The sequence below is a fragment of the Kribbella sp. NBC_00889 genome, assembly GCF_045207705.1.
In the GTDB taxonomy this organism is placed as follows: domain Bacteria; phylum Actinomycetota; class Actinomycetes; order Propionibacteriales; family Kribbellaceae; genus Kribbella.
Genome location: NZ_CP108783.1, coordinates 6,544,406 through 6,561,171, shown reverse-complemented (window position 1 = coordinate 6,561,171; position 16,766 = coordinate 6,544,406). Strand labels below are relative to the sequence as shown.

Here is a 16,766-nt window from a genome sequence, read left to right as displayed (position 1 = left end):
CTAGTGGTCACGCACAGCAATTGGCGAGACCCCGAGCGCAAGATCTTGACCCGAAACCTACTGGTGAGTCATTCTCAGTTTTACTGAGCAGAGGAGGCTTCTTGTGCCCCGCCCCGCACGCCGAACCCACCTTCGTACGATCACCGCAGCAGTCGCCGTCACCGCCGTGCTGGCTGCCCTGCCGTCGCCGAGTCAGGCCAAGCCCGAAGCAGCGGCCGCCACACCCACCGACTATTGCGTCGGGCAATGTCGCGACATCCTTCCACCCGGTCAGAACGGCAACGCCACCTTCACGGATCTCCTTCTTTTCAAGGGATTAGGCGTCCGTCCGCCACACTTCAGCGATTCGCTGAAGCCGTACCAGGACCTGGTCTGGAACTCGCAAGGCATGACCGACGACGGCCTTGCGCCGTACTACGACGACGCCTCGTTCGGGGTGCAGCCGACCGACGTGGCGAGCACGATCCACCCGCGTTCGGACGTCACGATCGTGCGGGACAAGTCGCGCGGCATCCCGCACATCACCGGCACCACCCGCCAGGGCGTGATGTTCGGCTCCGGGTACGCCGGCGCGCAGGACCGGCTGTTCGTGATGGACGTGTTCCGGCATCTCGGCCGCGGTCAGCTCACCCCGTTCGCGGGTGGCGCGGCGGCGAATCGCGCGTTCGAGCAGGAGTTCTGGCGGACCGCGCCGTACACGGAAGCGGATCTGCAGCGGCAGTACGACGACGCCGACGAACTGTACGGCGCCGATGGCGTGAAGATGCAGCAGGACATCCAGGCCTGGGTCGACGGGGTGAACAACTACATGAACACCGTCGGAATCGCCTACCCCGGTGAGTATGTCGCGCTCGGCCTCGAGTGGCCGATTCAGCCGTGGAAGGTGACCGACGTGGTCGCCACCGCGGCCGTTGTGGCGGGCATCTTCGGCACCGGCGGCGGCCAGGAAGTCAACTCCGCGTTGGCTTTGCTCGAGGCCCAGGCGAAGTACGGCGTTGCCGAAGGCACCAAGGTCTGGGAGTCGTTCCGCTCGCAGAACGACCCGGAAGCCAGTACGACAGTGCACAACGGGACGACCTTCCCGTACGGCGAGACGGGTCCGAACCCGGCCGGTCGCGCTGTGCCGGACCGCGGCTCGGTCACGCCCGAGCCCGAGGTGATCAACCAGACCGTCGCTTCGGGCAAGGCGGCGAAACCGGCACCCGCGGGTTCGGAGGGACTGCGCGGAATCTTCGACGGTGGCATGTTCCCCGAAGGCTTTGGCAAGAAGGAAATGTCGAACGCTCTGCTTGTCTCCGGAGCACACACCGAGAGCGGGAATCCGGTCGCGGTCTACGGTCCACAGACCGGGTACTTCGCTCCGCAACTGCTCATGCGTCAAGAGCTGCAGGGACCGGGGGTCAGCTCACGCGGCATCGCGTTCGCCGGCTTGAACTTCTACACGCTGATCGGTCGCGGCCCGGACTACTCCTGGAGCGCTACTTCCGCGGGACAGGACATCACCGACACGTTCGCCGTACCGCTGTGTGAGCCGGGTGGCGGGACGCCGACGAAGGACTCGCAGTACTACGAGTTCCGCGGCCAGTGCCAACCGATCGAACGGCTCGAGCGGCACAACGAGTGGTACTCCAGCCTCGGCTCGTCCGAACCGGCCGGGTCGTACACGCTGGTTGCCCTGCGCACCAAGTTCGGCATCGTCACGCACCGCGGCACGGTCGGCGGACGGCCGGTCGTGTTCACCAAGAACCGGTCGACGTACGGCAACGAGGCCGGCTCCGCGCTCGGGTTCATGCAGCTGAACGACCCGGACCGGATCCATTCGGCGGCCGACTTCCAGAATGCCGCGAGCAACATCGGCTACACGTTCAACTGGTTCTACACCGACAAGTCGTCGATCGCGTACTTCAACTCCGGTGACAACCCGGTCCGCGCGGCCGGCGGCGATCCGAACCTGCCGACGTGGAGCTCGTACGAGTGGCAGGGCTGGAATCCGGCCACCAACCGGGCGACCTACACCCCGGCCGCGCAGCACCCGCAGGTGGTCAACCAGGACTACCTGACCAGCTGGAACAACAAGCAGGCGCCCGGGTTCTCCGCATCGGACGGGCAGTTCGGGTACAACTCCGTCTATCGGAGCCAGCCGCTCGACGACCGGATCAAGGCCGTCATCGACAACGGGCAGAAGTTCACCCGCGGCAAGCTGGTCGAGGCGATGGAGGACGCGGCCACCGTCGACCTCCGCGGCGACCAGGTGCTGCCGTACCTGATCCGGGTCCTGAAGAGCGCGCCGATCACGGATCCGGCGGTCGCCGAAGCGGTCGCCAAGCTCACGGCGTGGGAGGCGGCCGGCAGTCACCGCAAGACGCCCAATGCCTCGTCGAAGACCTACGACCACGCCGACGCGATCCGGATCCTGGACGCGTGGTGGCCGCTGCTGGTCCCGGCGGAGTTCAAGGACCTCGGCCCCGACCTGTACGGCGCTCTGGTCGCGAACCTGAAGATCGACGAGCGACCGAGTGCGCAGGGATCCGCGTTCCAGAGCGGATGGTGGGGCTTCGTGCAGCGCGACCTGCGCAAGGTGCTCGGCGATCCGGTCCAGACGTCGCAGCCGGTCACGTTCTGCGGTGGCGGATTGCTCGCTGCCTGCCGCCAGGTGTTGGCGGACTCTTTGCTGGCAGCAACGAAGGTCCCGGCCGCCACGACCTATCCGGCCACTGCGGACTGCTCGGCGGGTGACCAGTTCTGTGCCGATCAGATCGCGCACAACCCGATGGGCGGCATCACCCAGGACCGCATTGCCTGGGTGAACAGGCCGACGTACCAGCAGGTGGTCGAGTTCCCGGCGCGGCGGGGTGACGACGTCAGCAACCTGGCGCTGGGGAAGACGGCATCCGCCAGCAGTCACGAGTCCGGGTTGTTCAACTCGCCTCCGGCGCAGGCGGTCGACGGGAAGCTGACCACGCGCTGGGCGAGCAACTGGTCCGATCCGCAGTGGCTGAAGGTTGACCTCGGCAACGAGCAGCAGGTCGGGCGGGTGGTGCTGCGGTGGGAGGCGGCGTACGGGAAGGCGTACCGGATCGAGGTGTCGCGGGATGGGACGACCTGGCAGCAGGTATATGCGACGACGACCGGTGACGGCGGGGAGGACGTGGTTCGGTTCGGGGCGGTTCCTGCGCGGTATGTGCGAGTGACCGGGACACGGCGCGGGACGTCGTACGGGTACTCGCTTTACGAGCTTCAGATCTTCAGGCAATGACGACTCCAGGCCTGTCAGGATGAGGGCATGAACCAGAACTTTCCTCCGAACCAGCCCTACCCGCCGCAGCAGGGCTACCAGCAGGGTCCGCCGCCCGGGTACGCCCCGCCGCAGCAGCAGGGATATCAGCAGGGTCCGCCGCCGCAGGGCTACGGGCAGCAGCCCGGGTACGGACAGGCTCCTGGCAACTACCAGCCGGCTCAGCAGAACGCGCCGCACGTCGCGCCGCAGGGATCGCCGTACCCGGTGCTCGTCTCGACCATGAACGACCTGCCCGGATACACCGCGGACAAGGTGTTCGGCGAGGTCTTCGGGCTGACCGTGCGCAGCCGCGACTTCGGGTCGAACTTCGCCGCCGGCTTCCGGTCGCTCGGTGGTGGCGAGGTGCCGGAGTACACCCAGATGCTGGCCGAGTCGCGGCATGTCGCGGTGATGCGGATGTGCCAGATGGCGCAGCAGATGGGCGCCAACGCGATCCTCGCGATGCGGTTCGACTGCAACGAGATCGCGAACACGATGAGCGAGGTCGCCGCCTACGGTACGGCGGTCATCGTGCGCCAGGACGAGCCGCCGCGGCCGCAGGACACCACACCCGATGAGGATGATGCGAGTGACAGCTGACCTGTCTTTCGGACCCGGCTTCCGCTGGGGGGTCTCGACATCGGCGTACCAGATCGAGGGAGCCGTGGCCGAGGGCGGCCGCGGCCCCTCCACCTGGGACACCTTCTGCGCGGAGCCGGGCCGGATCCTGAACGGCGACACCGGCGCGGTCGCCTGCGACCACTACCACCGGTACGCCGAGGACGTTGCGCTGATGCGGGAACTCGGGGTGGACACCTATCGGTTCTCGTTCTCCTGGTCGCGAATCCAGCCGTCGGGGAGCGGACCGGCCATGGCCAGCGGGATGGACTTCTACGAGCGGCTGATCGATACGCTCCTGGGGGCGGGGATCCAGCCGGCACCGACGCTCTTCCACTGGGACACGCCGCAGCCGCTCGAGGATGCGGGTGGGTGGCTGTCTCGCGACATCTGTGATCGCTTCGCGGAGTACGCGTTGCTGCTGGCGGAGCGGTTCGCGGACCGGGTGCCGATGTGGATCACGATCAACGAGCCGATGGTGCTCACGTTGATGGGCTACTCCCTCGGTGCGCACGCGCCCGGGAAGCAACTGCTCTTCGACGCACTCCCGGTCGCGCATCACCAGTTGCTCGCGCATGGTCGCGCCGTACAGGCGTTGCGGGCGGGCGGCGCGTCGTACATCGGGATCGCCAGCAACCACGCTCCGACGTGGTCGGCCAGCGACAGCGTCGAGGACAAGGAGGCGGCCGGCCTCTACGACAATCTGATCAACTGGCTCTTCGCCGATCCTGTGCTGCTCGGGACCTACCCTGCTGGGTTCGAGGCGGCGATGCCAGGGCCGGTTGCCGATGACTTGGTGGTCATCTCGACGCCGTTGGACTGGTTCGGGATCAATCACTATTCGCCGGTATCTGTTGGCGCCGCGACCGGGCACGCGGATACGGCGGCGACCGATGGGATCCAGCTGCCGCCCGGGTTGCCGTTCGAGCCGCGGCAGCTGACCGGGTACCCGACCACGGACTTCGGGTGGCCGGTGGTTCCGGCGGCGTTCGGCGAGATCCTGCGGACCTTCAAGGACCGGTACGGCGATCGGCTGCCGCCCCTCTACATCACCGAGAACGGGTGCGCGATCAACGACGAACCGGTCGACGGGGTGGTGGGCGATCAGCGGCGGATCGACTACCTCGACGGGTATCTGCGGGCGTTGAAGGAGGCGATCGACGACGGGATCGACGTTCGTGGGTACTTCCAGTGGTCGTTGCTGGACAACTTCGAGTGGGCTGCCGGGTACTCGCAGCGGTTCGGGTTGGTGCACGTCGACTTCGAGACGCTGGCGCGGACGCCCAAGGCGTCGTACCACTGGTTCCGTGACGTGATCGGCCGCGGATGATTCCCGAGCCCGGGGTCGTGCCCGCCGCGCTGGCGGAGCCGACCGTGCGGGTCCGGGCCGGGTGGACATCGGCCGTCGTACTGGCGAACGTGGGAGTGTTCGCCGCGTGGCTCGGGCCGATCCAGGTGCTGCTGGCTCAGCAGTCCGAGGCGGTTGCTCCGGGCAACAAGGAGTTCGTGTTCGGGTTGGTGACCGGCGTCGGGGCTGCGGTGTCGGTGGTGGCCAATCCGGCGTTCGGGGCGATTTCCGACCGGACGATGTCGCGGCATGGGCGGCGGGTGCCGTGGGTGCTGACCGGGGCTGTCGGTGGGGTTGCCGGGTTGCTGATCTTGGCGGACTCGCGGGCTGTTGGGTTGATGCTGCTCGGGTGGTGCCTGGTGCAGCTGTTCGGGAATGCGTTGCTTGCGGCCATCACTGCGACCGTGCCGGATCGGGTCCCGGTCGCGCAGCGTGGGGTCGTTGGTGGGTGGGTCGCGATCTCACAGGTGCTCGGGGCGCTGGTCGGTACTGCGCTGGCGGCCGCGTTCGGTGGGTTCGCGCTGGGGTATGTGGCTTGTGCCGTCTTTCTGTTTCTGTCGGTTGTGCCTTATCTGTTGCGCAGTGGCGATGTGCGGTTGCGGCAGCGTTCGCCGTTGGTGGTGGGGGAGTTCCTGCGGGGGTTCTGGATCAGCCCTCGTCGGTATCCGGATTTCGGCTGGGCGTGGTTGACGCGGTTCCTGTTCAACGTCGGGAACGCGCTGGGCACGTTGTATCTCTTCTACTACCTGCAGGACGAGGTGGGGATCTCGGACGCGGACACCGGCGTACTGATCCTGACCGCGATCTACAGCGTCTGCGTCCTCACCACGGCGATCAGCTTCGGACGTTGGTCCGATCGGACCGCCCGCCGCAAGATCTTCGTGACGTGGTCCGGTGTGGTGATGGCGGTGGCGGGCGTCATCCTCGCCGTCTGGCCGACCTGGCCCGGCGCGATCCTCGGTGCTGTGGTCCTGGGTGCCGGCTTCGGCGTCTACCTCTCGGTCGACTTCGCGCTGCTCACCGAAGTACTCCCCAACGCCCGCGACCGCGCCAAGGACCTAGGCGTCATCAACATCGCCAACTCCCTCCCCCAGGTCCTCGCCCCGGCCATCGCCGCTCCCATCGTCAAACACCTGGGCGGCTACCCGGTCCTCTACCTCCTGGCCTCGTTCGTCACCGTCCTGGCCGGCGTACTGGTCACCAAGGTGAAGTCCGTCAGTTGACCGCTGGCGGGTTGTTTCGCCGATGGCGCCTATCAACCCGCCAGCGGTGATAAAAGCCGCCATCCACCCTCAACTGCTGAGGGCTTGGGTGAGCGGTACGGCGGCTGGGGAGTTCGCGGTCACCTGGATGTGCTGCAGGTCGAGCCAGTGGGCCAAGAGGCGGACCTCGTCTGCCAGGGCCTCGGTGAAGTCTGGAGCGTTGGGTTCTGGGGTGAGGGTGGGGACCACGAGGGTGGAGGTGGGGCGGTCGGATTTCAGGTCTACTCGGGCCACCAGGCGGTCGCCTAGGAGGAAGGGGAGGACGTAGTAGCCGTGGATGCGTTGGGGGGCGGGGGTGTAGATGCTGATGCGGTAGAAGAAGTCGAACAGGTGGTGGGTGCGGTCGCGGTTCCAGATCAGGGGGTCGAAGGGCGAGAGGAGGGCGCGGGCGTCGACGGGGCGGTCGGTGGACTCGTGCCAGCGGTAGCTCTGTTGGGTGATTCCTTCGACCTGGACGGGGATCAGTTCGCCTGAGTCGACGAGCTCGCCGATGACCTCGCGGGCGGTTGCTGTGGGCAACGGGTAGTGGCCGGTGCCGGCGCCGCAGAGGTCGCGGGTGGTGGCGATACCTAGGCCGCGGGCGGCGATCCGGACCAGTTCCCGGCGGGCGTCGGCGGGGTCCAGCGCGGGGCTGGCGAGGACGTCGGCGGGCAGGACGCGTTCGGTCAGGTCGTAGAGGCGCTCGAAGTTCCGCCGCCCGGCGATCGCCACGCGGCCCGTGCAGAACAGGTACTCGATGGCGATCTTCGCGTCCTGCCAGTTCCACATCCGGCCGGTGCTCGGATCGGGGTCCGGCTCGGATCGCTTCCGGCGTACGCCGTCCGGGCTCGCCTCGCCGGCGGAGATCGGGCCTTGGTCGGTCACCCGTGCGAGTACTTCGTCGACGAACCCAGGCCGCTCGGCGGTCAACCGCTGCATCCCGACGACCACGGACCACGGCGCGGTCACGTCCGGGTCGAGCTTGGCGTCCCAGACCTGCCGCTCCGCCGCCCGCATCCGGTACTTCAGCAACGGGTAGTCGCTCAACGGCAGTAGCGCCGCCTTGTGTCCCCAGAAGTACTCGAACAGCTCCCGCGGCTCACCCCAGCTCATCCGATCGAGCGTCGTGCGCGCGTAGTCCCCGGCGCGTGCGAACACCGGCAGATAATGCGACCGGCACAACACATTCACCGAGTCGACCTGCAGCACCCCGGCCCGCCCAACAGCCTTCCGCACCTGCCGTACGTCGCCCCGCCCAGAAGACCGCCGCCCCGCAAACCCCTGCGCCCCCAACGCAATCCGCCGCGCAGCATCAACCGCCACCGCATCCCCAACAACCCGCCGACCCATGCCCTGAACCTATCCGGCGGCGTACGGATCGACAGGAGGTACTGGGCGGGTGGTAGTGCACCTGAGCGGCGCCTGCGGTGCGTGTACGGCGTCTCGCAGGTGCACTACCTGTCCATCTGCACATTCCCCGTCTGTCGCCTACTCGCAGGATCTTCCTCCCATCGTGGAGTAGGTGGTGCTGAGGGTGTGGAAGACAGCTTTGCGAGACCAGGTGTGGTCGGGATTCAGGCGGATGACGCCGTACGACGCCATGTCCAGGTCCTACACTTCCGAGTAACCACGGCAGGTCAGGACCGGCATCGGTCAGGTGCGCGGTGCGCTCGAAGAGATCGTCACCGGGCAGGAAGCCAGGCGAGAAGCTCAGCTCGCCGCCGACGATGAGGACCACCTCGGCCCCGGACTGGCGGATCTTCTCGGCCCGCTCCGCGCACTCGGCGAACAGCGGCAGCATCTGCTCGGTGGTCAGATCGCAAGGGAACGGTGACAGCCACACCTCGAGCCCAACCGCAGCCGCATGCTCGCCCGCTATCGCCATCCGATCCGGATCGCTGCCGGAGATCCGTACGGCGGTGCAGTGCAACTCATCCGCGATGACCTCCAGCTCACGCCGTACCGTCGCGGAGTCGAACGTCTGCCGGGTGCACCCACCGGCCAACTGGGCGCCGGTGTCGTAGTTGATCCCCTTACCGCGCATTCGCCTGCTCCATCGCTCGTTGCCGACGGCTCCGGTACCACAGCGCCAAGCCGACCAGGACCGCCAGTGCCGCGCCATGCAGCACCGGCGACAGGTTCGCCATCAGGTCGACCGGCAGCGAGTAGATGAGCACCAACCGGACGATCGCGTCGGCCAGCAGTACACCGCCGAACACCGCGGTCAGCTTCATGAAGTGCCCGCGGAACGCCGGCTCGGTCCGCCACCGCTCGTCCCACTGCGCGAGCACTTCCGGCTTGCCGGTGTTGAACTTCCGCCCCAGCGTGTAGACCAACGGCTTGCCGAGCAGGCACGAACCGACCAGGAGCAGACCGGCCGCACCGGACAGGACCGACTCCTTCGCCAGCAGGATCCGCGGATCCCCGGTCAGCAGCGACACGATCACCAGCACCGCGAACGTGCCACCCACCAGGGCTGCGAGCCCGTCGAGCCGTCGCCGTACGACGGCCACGAAGCCGACGCGGATCACAGCCGCCACTCCACCGGCCACCAAGGCCGGGAGTACGTCGTACCCCAGCGCGCGGGCTCCGTAGAAGACCGCGGCCGGCAGGCCGAGGTCCCACAGCAACCCGATCAGGACTGCCTTCTTCTGCATCGTCATCTCCCTCCCGAGTAAGATACTGCTAGTAGCTTAAGTTGGGAGAAATGAGCGCGAGCGTGCCGAATGTCATGGGATACCCTGGGTATCTCTCAGGGGAGGTTGGGTGACAAGCGCAAGGACGACCCGCCGCCGGGGCGCGGCGCTGGACGAGGCGATCCTGCAGGCGACGATCGAGGAGTTGCACGCAGTCGGGTTCCGCAGCCTGACCATGGACGGCGTCGCCGCCCGCGCCGGGACCGCGAAGAACGTCATCTACCGGCGCTGGCCGAGCCGTGGGGCGCTCTGCGTCGCCGCCTATCTGCGGATGTTGCCGACCGACCCCGAGGTTGCGCCGGACACCGGCTCGGTCCGCTCGGACGCGCTGGCGCTCCTCCAGCGGGCCAACGACCGGATGTCAACGCCGGTGGGGCAGATCCTGCGGGAGCTGGTGGCGGGCATCCAGGGCGAGCCCGAGCGGATGCGCGACCTCCGCGAGCAGGCCTCGCGCGCCGGCGTCGCCGTCTGGCTGACGGTCCTGGCCCGGGCGGTGAGCCGCGGCGAGGTCGCCCCCTCCGCGCTCACCCCCAGAGTCGCCACGGTCGCGGTCGACCTGCTGCGGAACGAGTACTCGTTGAACGGCGCGACGTCGGTCCCGAACGCGGTCCTGGTCGAGATCGTCGACCAGGTGTACCTGCCGCTCCTGCGCTCGCACGGCTGACTAGGCCGGCACGGGCTCGGCGGCGTACCGGAGGTTGAGGCGCTGGTAGGCGGTGCTGAGGAAGGCCAGCAGTACGACGATCAGCATCAGCAGGCTCGCGACCACGAAGGCCAGGGCCATGCCGCGGGCCTGACCGTCGCCCAGCAGCCAGCCGAAGGTGGACCGACCCGGCGCCGACTCCATGTAGGGGATCAGCAGGAACTGCGCGGCCGGGCCGATGATGAATGCGGCGATCGGGGTGGACGCGGTCTCGATGCTCTGCGCGACGCCGAACACCCGGCCCTGCTGCTGGAACGGGACCAGCCGCTGGAGGATCGTCTGCTCGGCCGCCTCGGCGATCGGGATCACCAGCATGAACCCGAACATCCCCAGGACCAGCAGCGACTGCCACTCGCGGACCGCCGTACCCATGCCGATGATCGCGATGGCGACGTTCGCCACCAGCAGGACCCGCAGCGGCTGACGGCCCAGGCCGAAGCGGGCGACCAGTGCACCGCCGGCGATGAAGCCGATGCTCGTGATGCCGAGTACGACGCCCCAGGACTCCACCGAGAACAGGTTCAGGCCGTACGGGTCCATCAGCGCCATGAACACGCCCATGACGAGGTTGTTGAAGCTGCTGAACAGCACCAGCGGGAGCAGGCCGGGTACGTCGCGTAGCGTCTGCCAGGTGGCGCGGAGATCGAAGCGCGCCTGGTAGTGCCCCTCGGGCCGCGGCTCGTCGATGTGGATCGAGACCAGCAGGTCGACCAGGACGACGGCGGTGAACACGACGGCGATGGCGACGGTTCCACCCATGCCGAGCAGGCCGACGGAGAGTCCGCTGAGGATGCTGGTCAGCAGGTGGGCCACGCCGTTGACCGTCCCGACCAGGCCGTTCGCCTTGTCCCGGCGGTCCGCGGGAACCAGGAGTGTCACGGTCGTCGAGAGGGCGATGCTGCGGAGTTGGCCGGCGATACTGCCGACGAGGATCAGTCCGGTGAACGCCCAGAACCACGGTCCGTGCCAGTTGCTGGTCCGCTCGCCGGCGACGACGTACACGGCGCCGGCTGTCGCGAACGCGACTCCGGTGATGGCACTCGACAGCGCCATCGCCGTCTTCTTGCGGTGGGTGTCGACGACTGCGCCGAAGATCGTGCCGGAGATGGCGCCGATCAGCATCGACACGCCGGACACGATGGACGCGGCCAGCACGGACTTGGTCTCCAGGTAGACCCAGAACGCCAGGGCGAACGACAGGAAGGTGGTCGTCACGTTCGCCACCAGCGTGTTCGCCAGCAGCCGCCGGAATGTCCTGGACTTCGCCGCAGTCCCTGTCGCGCTCATCGGATCGCCCTTCGCCTCGGTGAGTTCGTGTTCTCACCTGTACGTCGAAGTCCCCGACGAGAAATTGACACGCCCCGATCAAGAAGTTGTGACCGACTGCGGCCTGCCGGAGCGGAGCCTGGCGGCGAGGGGCCAGGTGAGGAGGATGAGGATGACCGCGTAGATGACGTAGGAGACGGGGCCGCCGATGAGGCCGGAGGGGTCGCCGTTGGACAGTTGGAGGGACATCCGGGCCTGGCGTTCGGCGATCGGGCCGAGGATGACGCCGATGATCAGCGGCAGGACCGGGAGGCCGAAGCGGCGCATGGTGAAGCCGAGCAGGCCCAGCAACAGCAGGAGCAGCAGGTCGAGCGGTTGCGCGTTCACGGCGTACGCGCCCATCGAGGCGAAGAAGATGATCCCGGCGTACAGATAGGGCCGCGGGATCTGCAGGAGCTTGGCCCAGGCCGGCGCCAGCGGGAGGTTGAGCAGGAGCAGCATCAGGTTGCCGATGAACAGGCTCGCGATCAACGCCCACACCAGCGACGACTCCCGCTGGAACAGCAACGGACCGGGCTGGATCCCGTACGACGTGAACGCCGCCAGCATCACCGCGGCCGTCGCGTTGGTCGGGAGCCCAAGAGCCAGCATCGGGACCAGCGTCCCCGCGGCCGACGCGTTGTTGGCAGCCTCGGGCCCTGCCACGCCCTCGATCGCACCGTGCCCGAACTCCTCCGGGTGCTTGGACAACTTCTTCTCCGTCGCGTACGACAGGAACGTCGGGATCTCCGCCCCACCGGCCGGCAGCGCACCGATCGGGAACCCGTACGCCGTCCCGCGCAGCCAAGGCTTCCACGAACGACGCCAGTCCGAGCGACCCATCCACGGCCGTCCGACCGGGATCACCGTGCCCGGGTTCCGGCGCAGGTGCGCGGCCACCCAGAGCGCTTCGCCGACCGCGAAGATGCCAACGGCAACGACAACGACATCGATGCCGTCGGCAAGCTGCGGCAGGCCGAAGGTCAGCCGCTCCTGACCGGTCACCTTGTCGATGCCGACCAGCCCGATCACCAGGCCGAGCAGCAACGCGGCGATCCCGCGGATCCGGGACGAGCCGAGCACCGAGGTGGCGCCGGCGAACGCGAGCAGCATGATCGCCAGGTAGTCCGGCGCGCCCAGGCTGATCGCGAACTTCACCACCTGCGGTGCGACCAGGACCAGCAGCGCCGTACCGATGGTGCCGGCCACGAACGACCCGATCGCCGCGGTCGCGAGCGCTTGTGCCGCGCGTCCGGCCCGGGCCATCTTGTTGCCTTCGATCGCCGTCACCACCGAGGACGACTCGCCGGGGGTGTTCAGCAGGATGCTCGTGGTCGAACCGCCGTACATGCCGCCGTAGAAGATGCCGGCGAACATGATGAACGCCTGGACCGGCTCGAGGCCGTAGGTGATCGGCAGCAGCAGTGCGACCGTCATTGCCGGACCGATGCCGGGCAGTACGCCGACAGCGGTCCCGACCGTCACTCCCAGCAGCGCGAGCAGCAGGTTCATCGGCGTCAGCACATCGCCGAACCCGGTCAGCAGATTGTTCAGGTTGTCCATCACAGGATCCCTTGCAGTACGCCGGCCGGCAGGTTCACACCGAGGCCGATCGCGAACGCGTAGAACGTTGCCAGCGACAACCCGCCGGCGATGACCAGGTTGCGAAGGTGGTGCCGGCTGCCCAGCGCGAACGCCGAGCCCCAGAACAGCAGCCCGCCACTGATCACCCAGCCCAGCGGCTCGATCAGCACGAGGTTGACCACGAACGCGCCGACCAGCAGCAGCACCGTCCGCCAGTCGATCGGCGACGTCGGGTCGACATCCTCGCCCTCCTCGGCCGCTCCGGTGCCGCCGCGCGCGACGTCGACGGCGTACAGGGCGGCGACCACCAGGAGCAGTACGCCGAGCACGATCGGGACCGGCTTGGGCCCGATCGGGTCGTTGCTGTTGGCAATGTGCCGGAGCCGGGCCGCGTCGATGATCACCAGAACACCGACGACAGCCAGGAACCCACACACGGCGTACTGCGCCCGATCCTGCCGAGTCTCTACAGGAGGCTCGGCGGTGATCATGCTGCCAGCCCCAGCTTGGTGAGGATGTCCGCGACCGCCTTGTCCTGGTCGGTCAGGAAGGTGGCGAACGCGTCACCGGTGACGAAGGCGTCGGTCCAGCCGCGCTTGGTCAGCTCGGCCTTCCACTCGGGGGAGTCGTGCATCTTGGTCAGCGCGTCGACCCAGATCTGCTTGTCCTCGGCACTGATCCCCGGCGGTGCCACGATCCCACGCCAGTTGGTGAAGACCAGGTCGATGCCGGACGACTTCAACGTCGGCACGTCCTTCAGCGCCTCGATCGGCTGCTCACTCGTCACCGCGAGGACACGGACCTGGCCGCTCTCGACCTGATCGAGGAACTCACCGAATCCGCTGGCGCCGAACGCGATCTTGTTGCCCAGCAGAGCCGGCAGCAGTTCGCCGCCGCCGTCGTACGAGACGAAGTTGACGTCCTTCGGGTCGATCCCGACGGTCTGCGCGAGCTGCATCGGCAGCAGGTGGTCGGGGCCACCGGGGGACGAGCCGCCGCCGACCGCGAGACCCTTCGGATTCGCCTTCCACGCGGTGACCAGGTCCCCGATCGACTTGTACGGCGAGTCCTTCGGTACGACGATCGCGCCGGCCTCCTCGATCAGCTTGGCCAGCGGGGTGGTCTGGGTCAGCGTCGCCTTCGACTTCGAGGTGTACGTCGCCCCGACCACGCCGAGACCCATCTGCATCGCGAGCTTGCCGTTGCCCTTCTCGTTCACGGTCCGCTGCAGGCCGACCGTGCCGCCGGCGCCGGGCAGGTTGAAGACCTGGACGCCGGTGGCGATCTTGGCGTCGTCCATCACCTTCGCCGCCACCCGGGCGGTGGTGTCGTACCCGCCGCCGGCCGTGTTCGGCACCATCAGGCGCAGACCGGTGGCCGGTTTGCCGTTGCCGGCATCGGTGGTGTCCTCCTTGTCCGCGGTCGCGCCGCAGGCGGTCGCAGTGAACAGGGCGAGCATCGCTGCCGCGGTCGGTACCAGTAACCGGGGAGACCTCATCGGCGGAGTCCTTTCACGTCCAAGGGGTTCAGGCGATGATCGTGACCTTCCCCGCGGAGCGCCGTCTGCCTTGTGTCAGCAGCGGAGGTTGAGTTCATTGTGGTCACACGCCGAATCCGGCCGAGAGGTGGCAAAGCCGGCACTCGACCGGTGATCATGCGGCATGGCATTGAGACTGGGCAAGCGGCCGACCCTGGCCGGTCAGCTGCTGGTACTGCAGCTGGCGATCGTGGTGGTGGTGCTGGTCGCCGTCGCCGCGGTCTCGCTCGCCCAGTCCGCGGCCACCTTCAACCGGGTCGAGGGACGCAGAGTGACCGCCCTGGCCGAGCAGCTGTCCGGCAACCAGACGCTGCGGTTCGGCATCCGGCATCCGGCGCCGGCCGAGGTCCTGGCACCGTTGCTCCAAACCACGCTGACCCAGTCCGGCGTCACCTCGATCACTATCGCCGACGCGAAGGGCCGTGTCATCGCCGCGACCAACCTGTCCGCGCTCGGCAGCACGTTGACGCTCGGTGATCCCGGAGTCGCGCAAGGCCGCGGCTGGTCCGGCGAACTGGGCGTCGACGACGGGACCGAACTGGTCTCGCAGGTCCCGGTGCTGAGCCAGGGAACGAACGCGGACAATCAGCCGGACGGGACGCTCGGCGACCAGATCGGCACGGTGATGGTCGGTGAGCGGGCTCCATCGATCTGGCAGCGGCTCCGCGGCGCATCGTCGTACCTGGCCATCTATCTGGGCATCGCGTGTGTGCTCGGGCTGCTCGGCTCGTGGCTGCTCGCTCGCCGGATCAAGCGGCAGACGCTCGGACTCGAACCGCGGGAGATCGCCGGCCTGGCCGAGCACCGCGAGGCAATGCTCTACGGACTCGCCGAGGGCGTCGTCGCGCTGGATCCGCACCTGCGGGTGACGCTGGTGAACGACGTCGGCCGGCGGCTGCTCGACCTGCCGGACAACGCGGTCGGCAGGAGCCTGCGTGAGCTGGGGATCGAGGGCCGGCTCCGGGAGGTGCTGGCCGGGGAGCACTCCGGTGACGAGGCCCGCGACGCGGTCGTCGTACGGCGTGGGCGGGTGCTGGTGATGAACCGGATGAGCGTCACCAAGGACGGGCACTCGCTCGGCTCGGTCACCACGCTGCGCGACCGGACCGAGTTGGCTCAGCTGGAGCGTGAGCTCGGCTCGTTCCGCAGTTCCGCCGAGTTGCTGCGGGCCCAGACCCACGAGTTCGCGAACCAGTTGCACACGATCTCGGGGCTGATCCAGATCGGGGAGTACGACGAGGTCGTCACGTACGTCGGCGCGCTCAATCGTTATCGTGAGTCGCTCGACCTGACCGTGACCCGGCGGGTCCAGGACACCGCGGTCGCCGCCCTGCTGATGGCGAAGTCCTCGGTCGCGGCCGAACGCCGTGTCGAGCTCCGCGTGTCCGAACGCACCACGCTGCTCCGGCTCGACCCGGAACTGTCGGCCGACGTGGCTACCGTGATCGGCAACCTGGTCGACAACGCGATCGACGCCGCCGCCCAGTCGGGCACGCCGCTGTCGCCCGCGTGGGTCGAGGTCGAGCTGCGGCAAGACGCCGCCAGCGTCGAGATCGTGGTTCGCGACTCCGGTCCCGGGGTCGCGCCCGAGCTGGCGCAGGAGGTGTTCGCGCATGGCTTCACCACCAAGGCCGCGGCCGGCGGTGAGCGCGGGATCGGTCTGGCGATGACACGGCTGGTCTGCCGGCGGCGTGGTGGCGAGGTCGCGGTCACGAACACCGAGGACGGCGGCGCCGCGTTCATCGCGCGGATGTCCGTCCGGCGCCTGCCCGAAGGAGCCCGATGATCTCCGTCCTGGTCGTCGACGACGACTTCATGGTCGCCCGCATCCACCGCGGTTTCGTGGACCGGGTGCCCGGTTTCGAGGTCGTCGGTACGGCGAACTCCGGGGAGCAGGCACTGGACGCGATCGGGCAACTCCAGCCCGACCTCGTGCTGCTCGACCTCTACCTGCCCGACAGCTTCGGCCTCGACCTGATCGCGCGGATGCGGGCCGCGCAGCCTGACTGCGACATCCTGGTCATCACCGCGGCGCGCGAGGCGGACGCAGTCCGAGGTGCGGTGCGGCAAGGAGTGGTCAACTACCTGCTGAAACCCTTCGGTTTCGAGGATCTGCGGTCACGGCTGGAGGAGTACGCGCGACGGCGGGCGAGTGTGCCCGATCAGGTGACGAGCCAGGCCGACGTCGACCGGGTGCTCGGACCGGTGCGGCCGACGGTCAATCGGCTGCCCAAGGGTCTGAGTCAGGAGACCGCGGCCCTGGTGGCGACGGCCCTCCGCGCCGCCGCGCAGAACCTGTCGGCCGCCGAGTGTGCCGAGAAGGTCGGCATCTCCCGCGTCAGCGCCCGCCGCTACCTCGAGTTCTTCTGCACCCGCGGCCAGGTCGAAGTCGCCCTCCGCTACGGCACGACCGGCCGTCCCGAACGTCGCTACCACTGGCGCAAGTAGGGTGCGGCG

At 68.2% G+C, this 16,766-nt stretch carries 14 protein-coding genes; 8 read left to right on the top strand and 6 right to left on the bottom strand.

All coding sequences use genetic code 11. The features are described from left to right. Window positions 1-103: 103 nt before the first annotated feature. The 4 genes from OG817_RS32050 to OG817_RS32035 are packed head-to-tail and all read left to right on the top strand — an operon-like array spanning window position 104 to window position 6,466. On the top strand, window positions 104-3,256 hold the full coding sequence (locus OG817_RS32050) for a penicillin acylase family protein (protein WP_406048406.1): 3,153 nt from the start codon (window positions 104-106) through the stop codon (window positions 3,254-3,256). Window positions 3,257-3,283: 27 nt separating this feature from the next. Beyond that, window positions 3,284-3,877, top strand: coding sequence for a YbjQ family protein (locus tag OG817_RS32045; protein WP_406048404.1), 594 nt, complete (start codon window positions 3,284-3,286; stop codon window positions 3,875-3,877). Further along, on the top strand, window positions 3,867-5,225 hold the full coding sequence (locus tag OG817_RS32040) for a GH1 family beta-glucosidase (RefSeq protein WP_406048402.1): 1,359 nt from the start codon (window positions 3,867-3,869) through the stop codon (window positions 5,223-5,225). The genes OG817_RS32045 and OG817_RS32040 overlap by 11 nt, the downstream gene beginning before the upstream one ends. Further along, the gene (locus OG817_RS32035) at window positions 5,222-6,466 is read left to right on the top strand and encodes an MFS transporter (RefSeq protein ID WP_406048401.1); all 1,245 of its coding nucleotides are present in this window, start codon (window positions 5,222-5,224) and stop codon (window positions 6,464-6,466) included. Before OG817_RS32040 ends, OG817_RS32035 begins: the two co-directional genes overlap by 4 nt. A 69-nt stretch (window positions 6,467-6,535) precedes the next feature. On the opposite strand, the gene OG817_RS32030 is transcribed toward OG817_RS32035, so the two are convergent. After that, complete coding sequence (locus tag OG817_RS32030; protein WP_406048400.1) at window positions 6,536-7,720, bottom strand: winged helix-turn-helix domain-containing protein; 1,185 nt, start codon at window positions 7,718-7,720, stop codon at window positions 6,536-6,538. Between the two features lie 421 nt (window positions 7,721-8,141). Here OG817_RS32030 and OG817_RS32025 point away from each other — a divergent pair, with 421 nt between their 5' ends. Next, window positions 8,142-8,318: a hypothetical protein gene (locus tag OG817_RS32025; protein ID WP_406048399.1), complete on the top strand. Its 177-nt coding sequence runs from the start codon at window positions 8,142-8,144 to the stop codon at window positions 8,316-8,318. Between the two features lie 199 nt (window positions 8,319-8,517). Here the strand turns inward: OG817_RS32025 and OG817_RS32020 are convergent, their stop codons facing one another. Beyond that, a complete protein-coding gene (locus tag OG817_RS32020) occupies window positions 8,518-9,141 on the bottom strand; it encodes a VC0807 family protein (RefSeq protein ID WP_406048397.1) in 624 nt (207 codons plus the stop codon). 109 nt (window positions 9,142-9,250) lie between these two features. Here OG817_RS32020 and OG817_RS32015 point away from each other — a divergent pair, with 109 nt between their 5' ends. Beyond that, window positions 9,251-9,844 carry a TetR/AcrR family transcriptional regulator gene (locus OG817_RS32015; RefSeq protein WP_406048395.1) on the top strand — a complete coding sequence of 198 codons (594 nt, stop codon included), beginning with the start codon at window positions 9,251-9,253 and terminating at the stop codon, window positions 9,842-9,844. Here OG817_RS32015 and OG817_RS32010 read toward each other — a convergent pair whose 3' ends face one another. The 4 genes from OG817_RS32010 to OG817_RS31995 all read right to left on the bottom strand — a co-directional run bounded on the left by OG817_RS32010 (window position 9,845) and on the right by OG817_RS31995 (window position 14,270). Further along, the gene (locus tag OG817_RS32010) at window positions 9,845-11,170 is read right to left on the bottom strand and encodes an MFS transporter (protein WP_406048394.1); all 1,326 of its coding nucleotides are present in this window, start codon (window positions 11,168-11,170) and stop codon (window positions 9,845-9,847) included. It abuts the gene before it with no gap. A 78-nt stretch (window positions 11,171-11,248) separates the two neighbouring features. Then, entirely contained in the window at window positions 11,249-12,751 is a 1,503-nt protein-coding gene (locus OG817_RS32005; RefSeq protein ID WP_406048393.1) for a tripartite tricarboxylate transporter permease, read from the bottom strand. Further along, window positions 12,751-13,263: a tripartite tricarboxylate transporter TctB family protein gene (locus OG817_RS32000; protein WP_406048391.1), complete on the bottom strand. Its 513-nt coding sequence runs from the start codon at window positions 13,261-13,263 to the stop codon at window positions 12,751-12,753. Before OG817_RS32000 ends, OG817_RS32005 begins: the two co-directional genes overlap by 1 nt. After that, a complete protein-coding gene (locus OG817_RS31995; protein ID WP_406048390.1) occupies window positions 13,260-14,270 on the bottom strand; it encodes a Bug family tripartite tricarboxylate transporter substrate binding protein in 1,011 nt (336 codons plus the stop codon). The genes OG817_RS32000 and OG817_RS31995 overlap by 4 nt, the downstream gene beginning before the upstream one ends. A 163-nt stretch (window positions 14,271-14,433) precedes the next feature. On the opposite strand from OG817_RS31995, the gene OG817_RS31990 reads away from it, so the two are divergent. Together OG817_RS31990 and OG817_RS31985 are read left to right on the top strand one after the other, a co-directional pair. Next, window positions 14,434-16,095, top strand: coding sequence for an ATP-binding protein (locus tag OG817_RS31990; RefSeq protein ID WP_406048388.1), 1,662 nt, complete (start codon window positions 14,434-14,436; stop codon window positions 16,093-16,095). Continuing rightward, window positions 16,092-16,757 (top strand): response regulator, encoded by a 666-nt coding sequence (locus OG817_RS31985; protein ID WP_406048387.1) that lies wholly within the window; start codon window positions 16,092-16,094, stop codon window positions 16,755-16,757. The genes OG817_RS31990 and OG817_RS31985 overlap by 4 nt, the downstream gene beginning before the upstream one ends. Window positions 16,758-16,766: the final 9 nt, after the last annotated feature.

Excerpts from the sequence above, each read along its gene's own strand:
- OG817_RS32000 (WP_406048391.1), bottom strand. The coding sequence starts at position 13,263 with ATGATCACCGCCGAGCCTCCTGTAGAGACTCGGCAGGATCGGGCGCAG.
- OG817_RS31995 (WP_406048390.1), bottom strand. The coding sequence starts at position 14,270 with ATGAGGTCTCCCCGGTTACTGGTACCGACCGCGGCAGCGATGCTCGCC.
- OG817_RS31990 (WP_406048388.1), top strand. The coding sequence starts at position 14,434 with ATGGCATTGAGACTGGGCAAGCGGCCGACCCTGGCCGGTCAGCTGCTG.
- OG817_RS31985 (WP_406048387.1), top strand. The coding sequence starts at position 16,092 with ATGATCTCCGTCCTGGTCGTCGACGACGACTTCATGGTCGCCCGCATC.
- OG817_RS32045 (WP_406048404.1), top strand. The coding sequence starts at position 3,284 with ATGAACCAGAACTTTCCTCCGAACCAGCCCTACCCGCCGCAGCAGGGC.
- OG817_RS32035 (WP_406048401.1), top strand. The coding sequence starts at position 5,222 with ATGATTCCCGAGCCCGGGGTCGTGCCCGCCGCGCTGGCGGAGCCGACC.
- OG817_RS32005 (WP_406048393.1), bottom strand. The coding sequence starts at position 12,751 with ATGGACAACCTGAACAATCTGCTGACCGGGTTCGGCGATGTGCTGACG.
- OG817_RS32010 (WP_406048394.1), bottom strand. The coding sequence starts at position 11,170 with ATGAGCGCGACAGGGACTGCGGCGAAGTCCAGGACATTCCGGCGGCTG.
- OG817_RS32020 (WP_406048397.1), bottom strand. The coding sequence starts at position 9,141 with ATGCAGAAGAAGGCAGTCCTGATCGGGTTGCTGTGGGACCTCGGCCTG.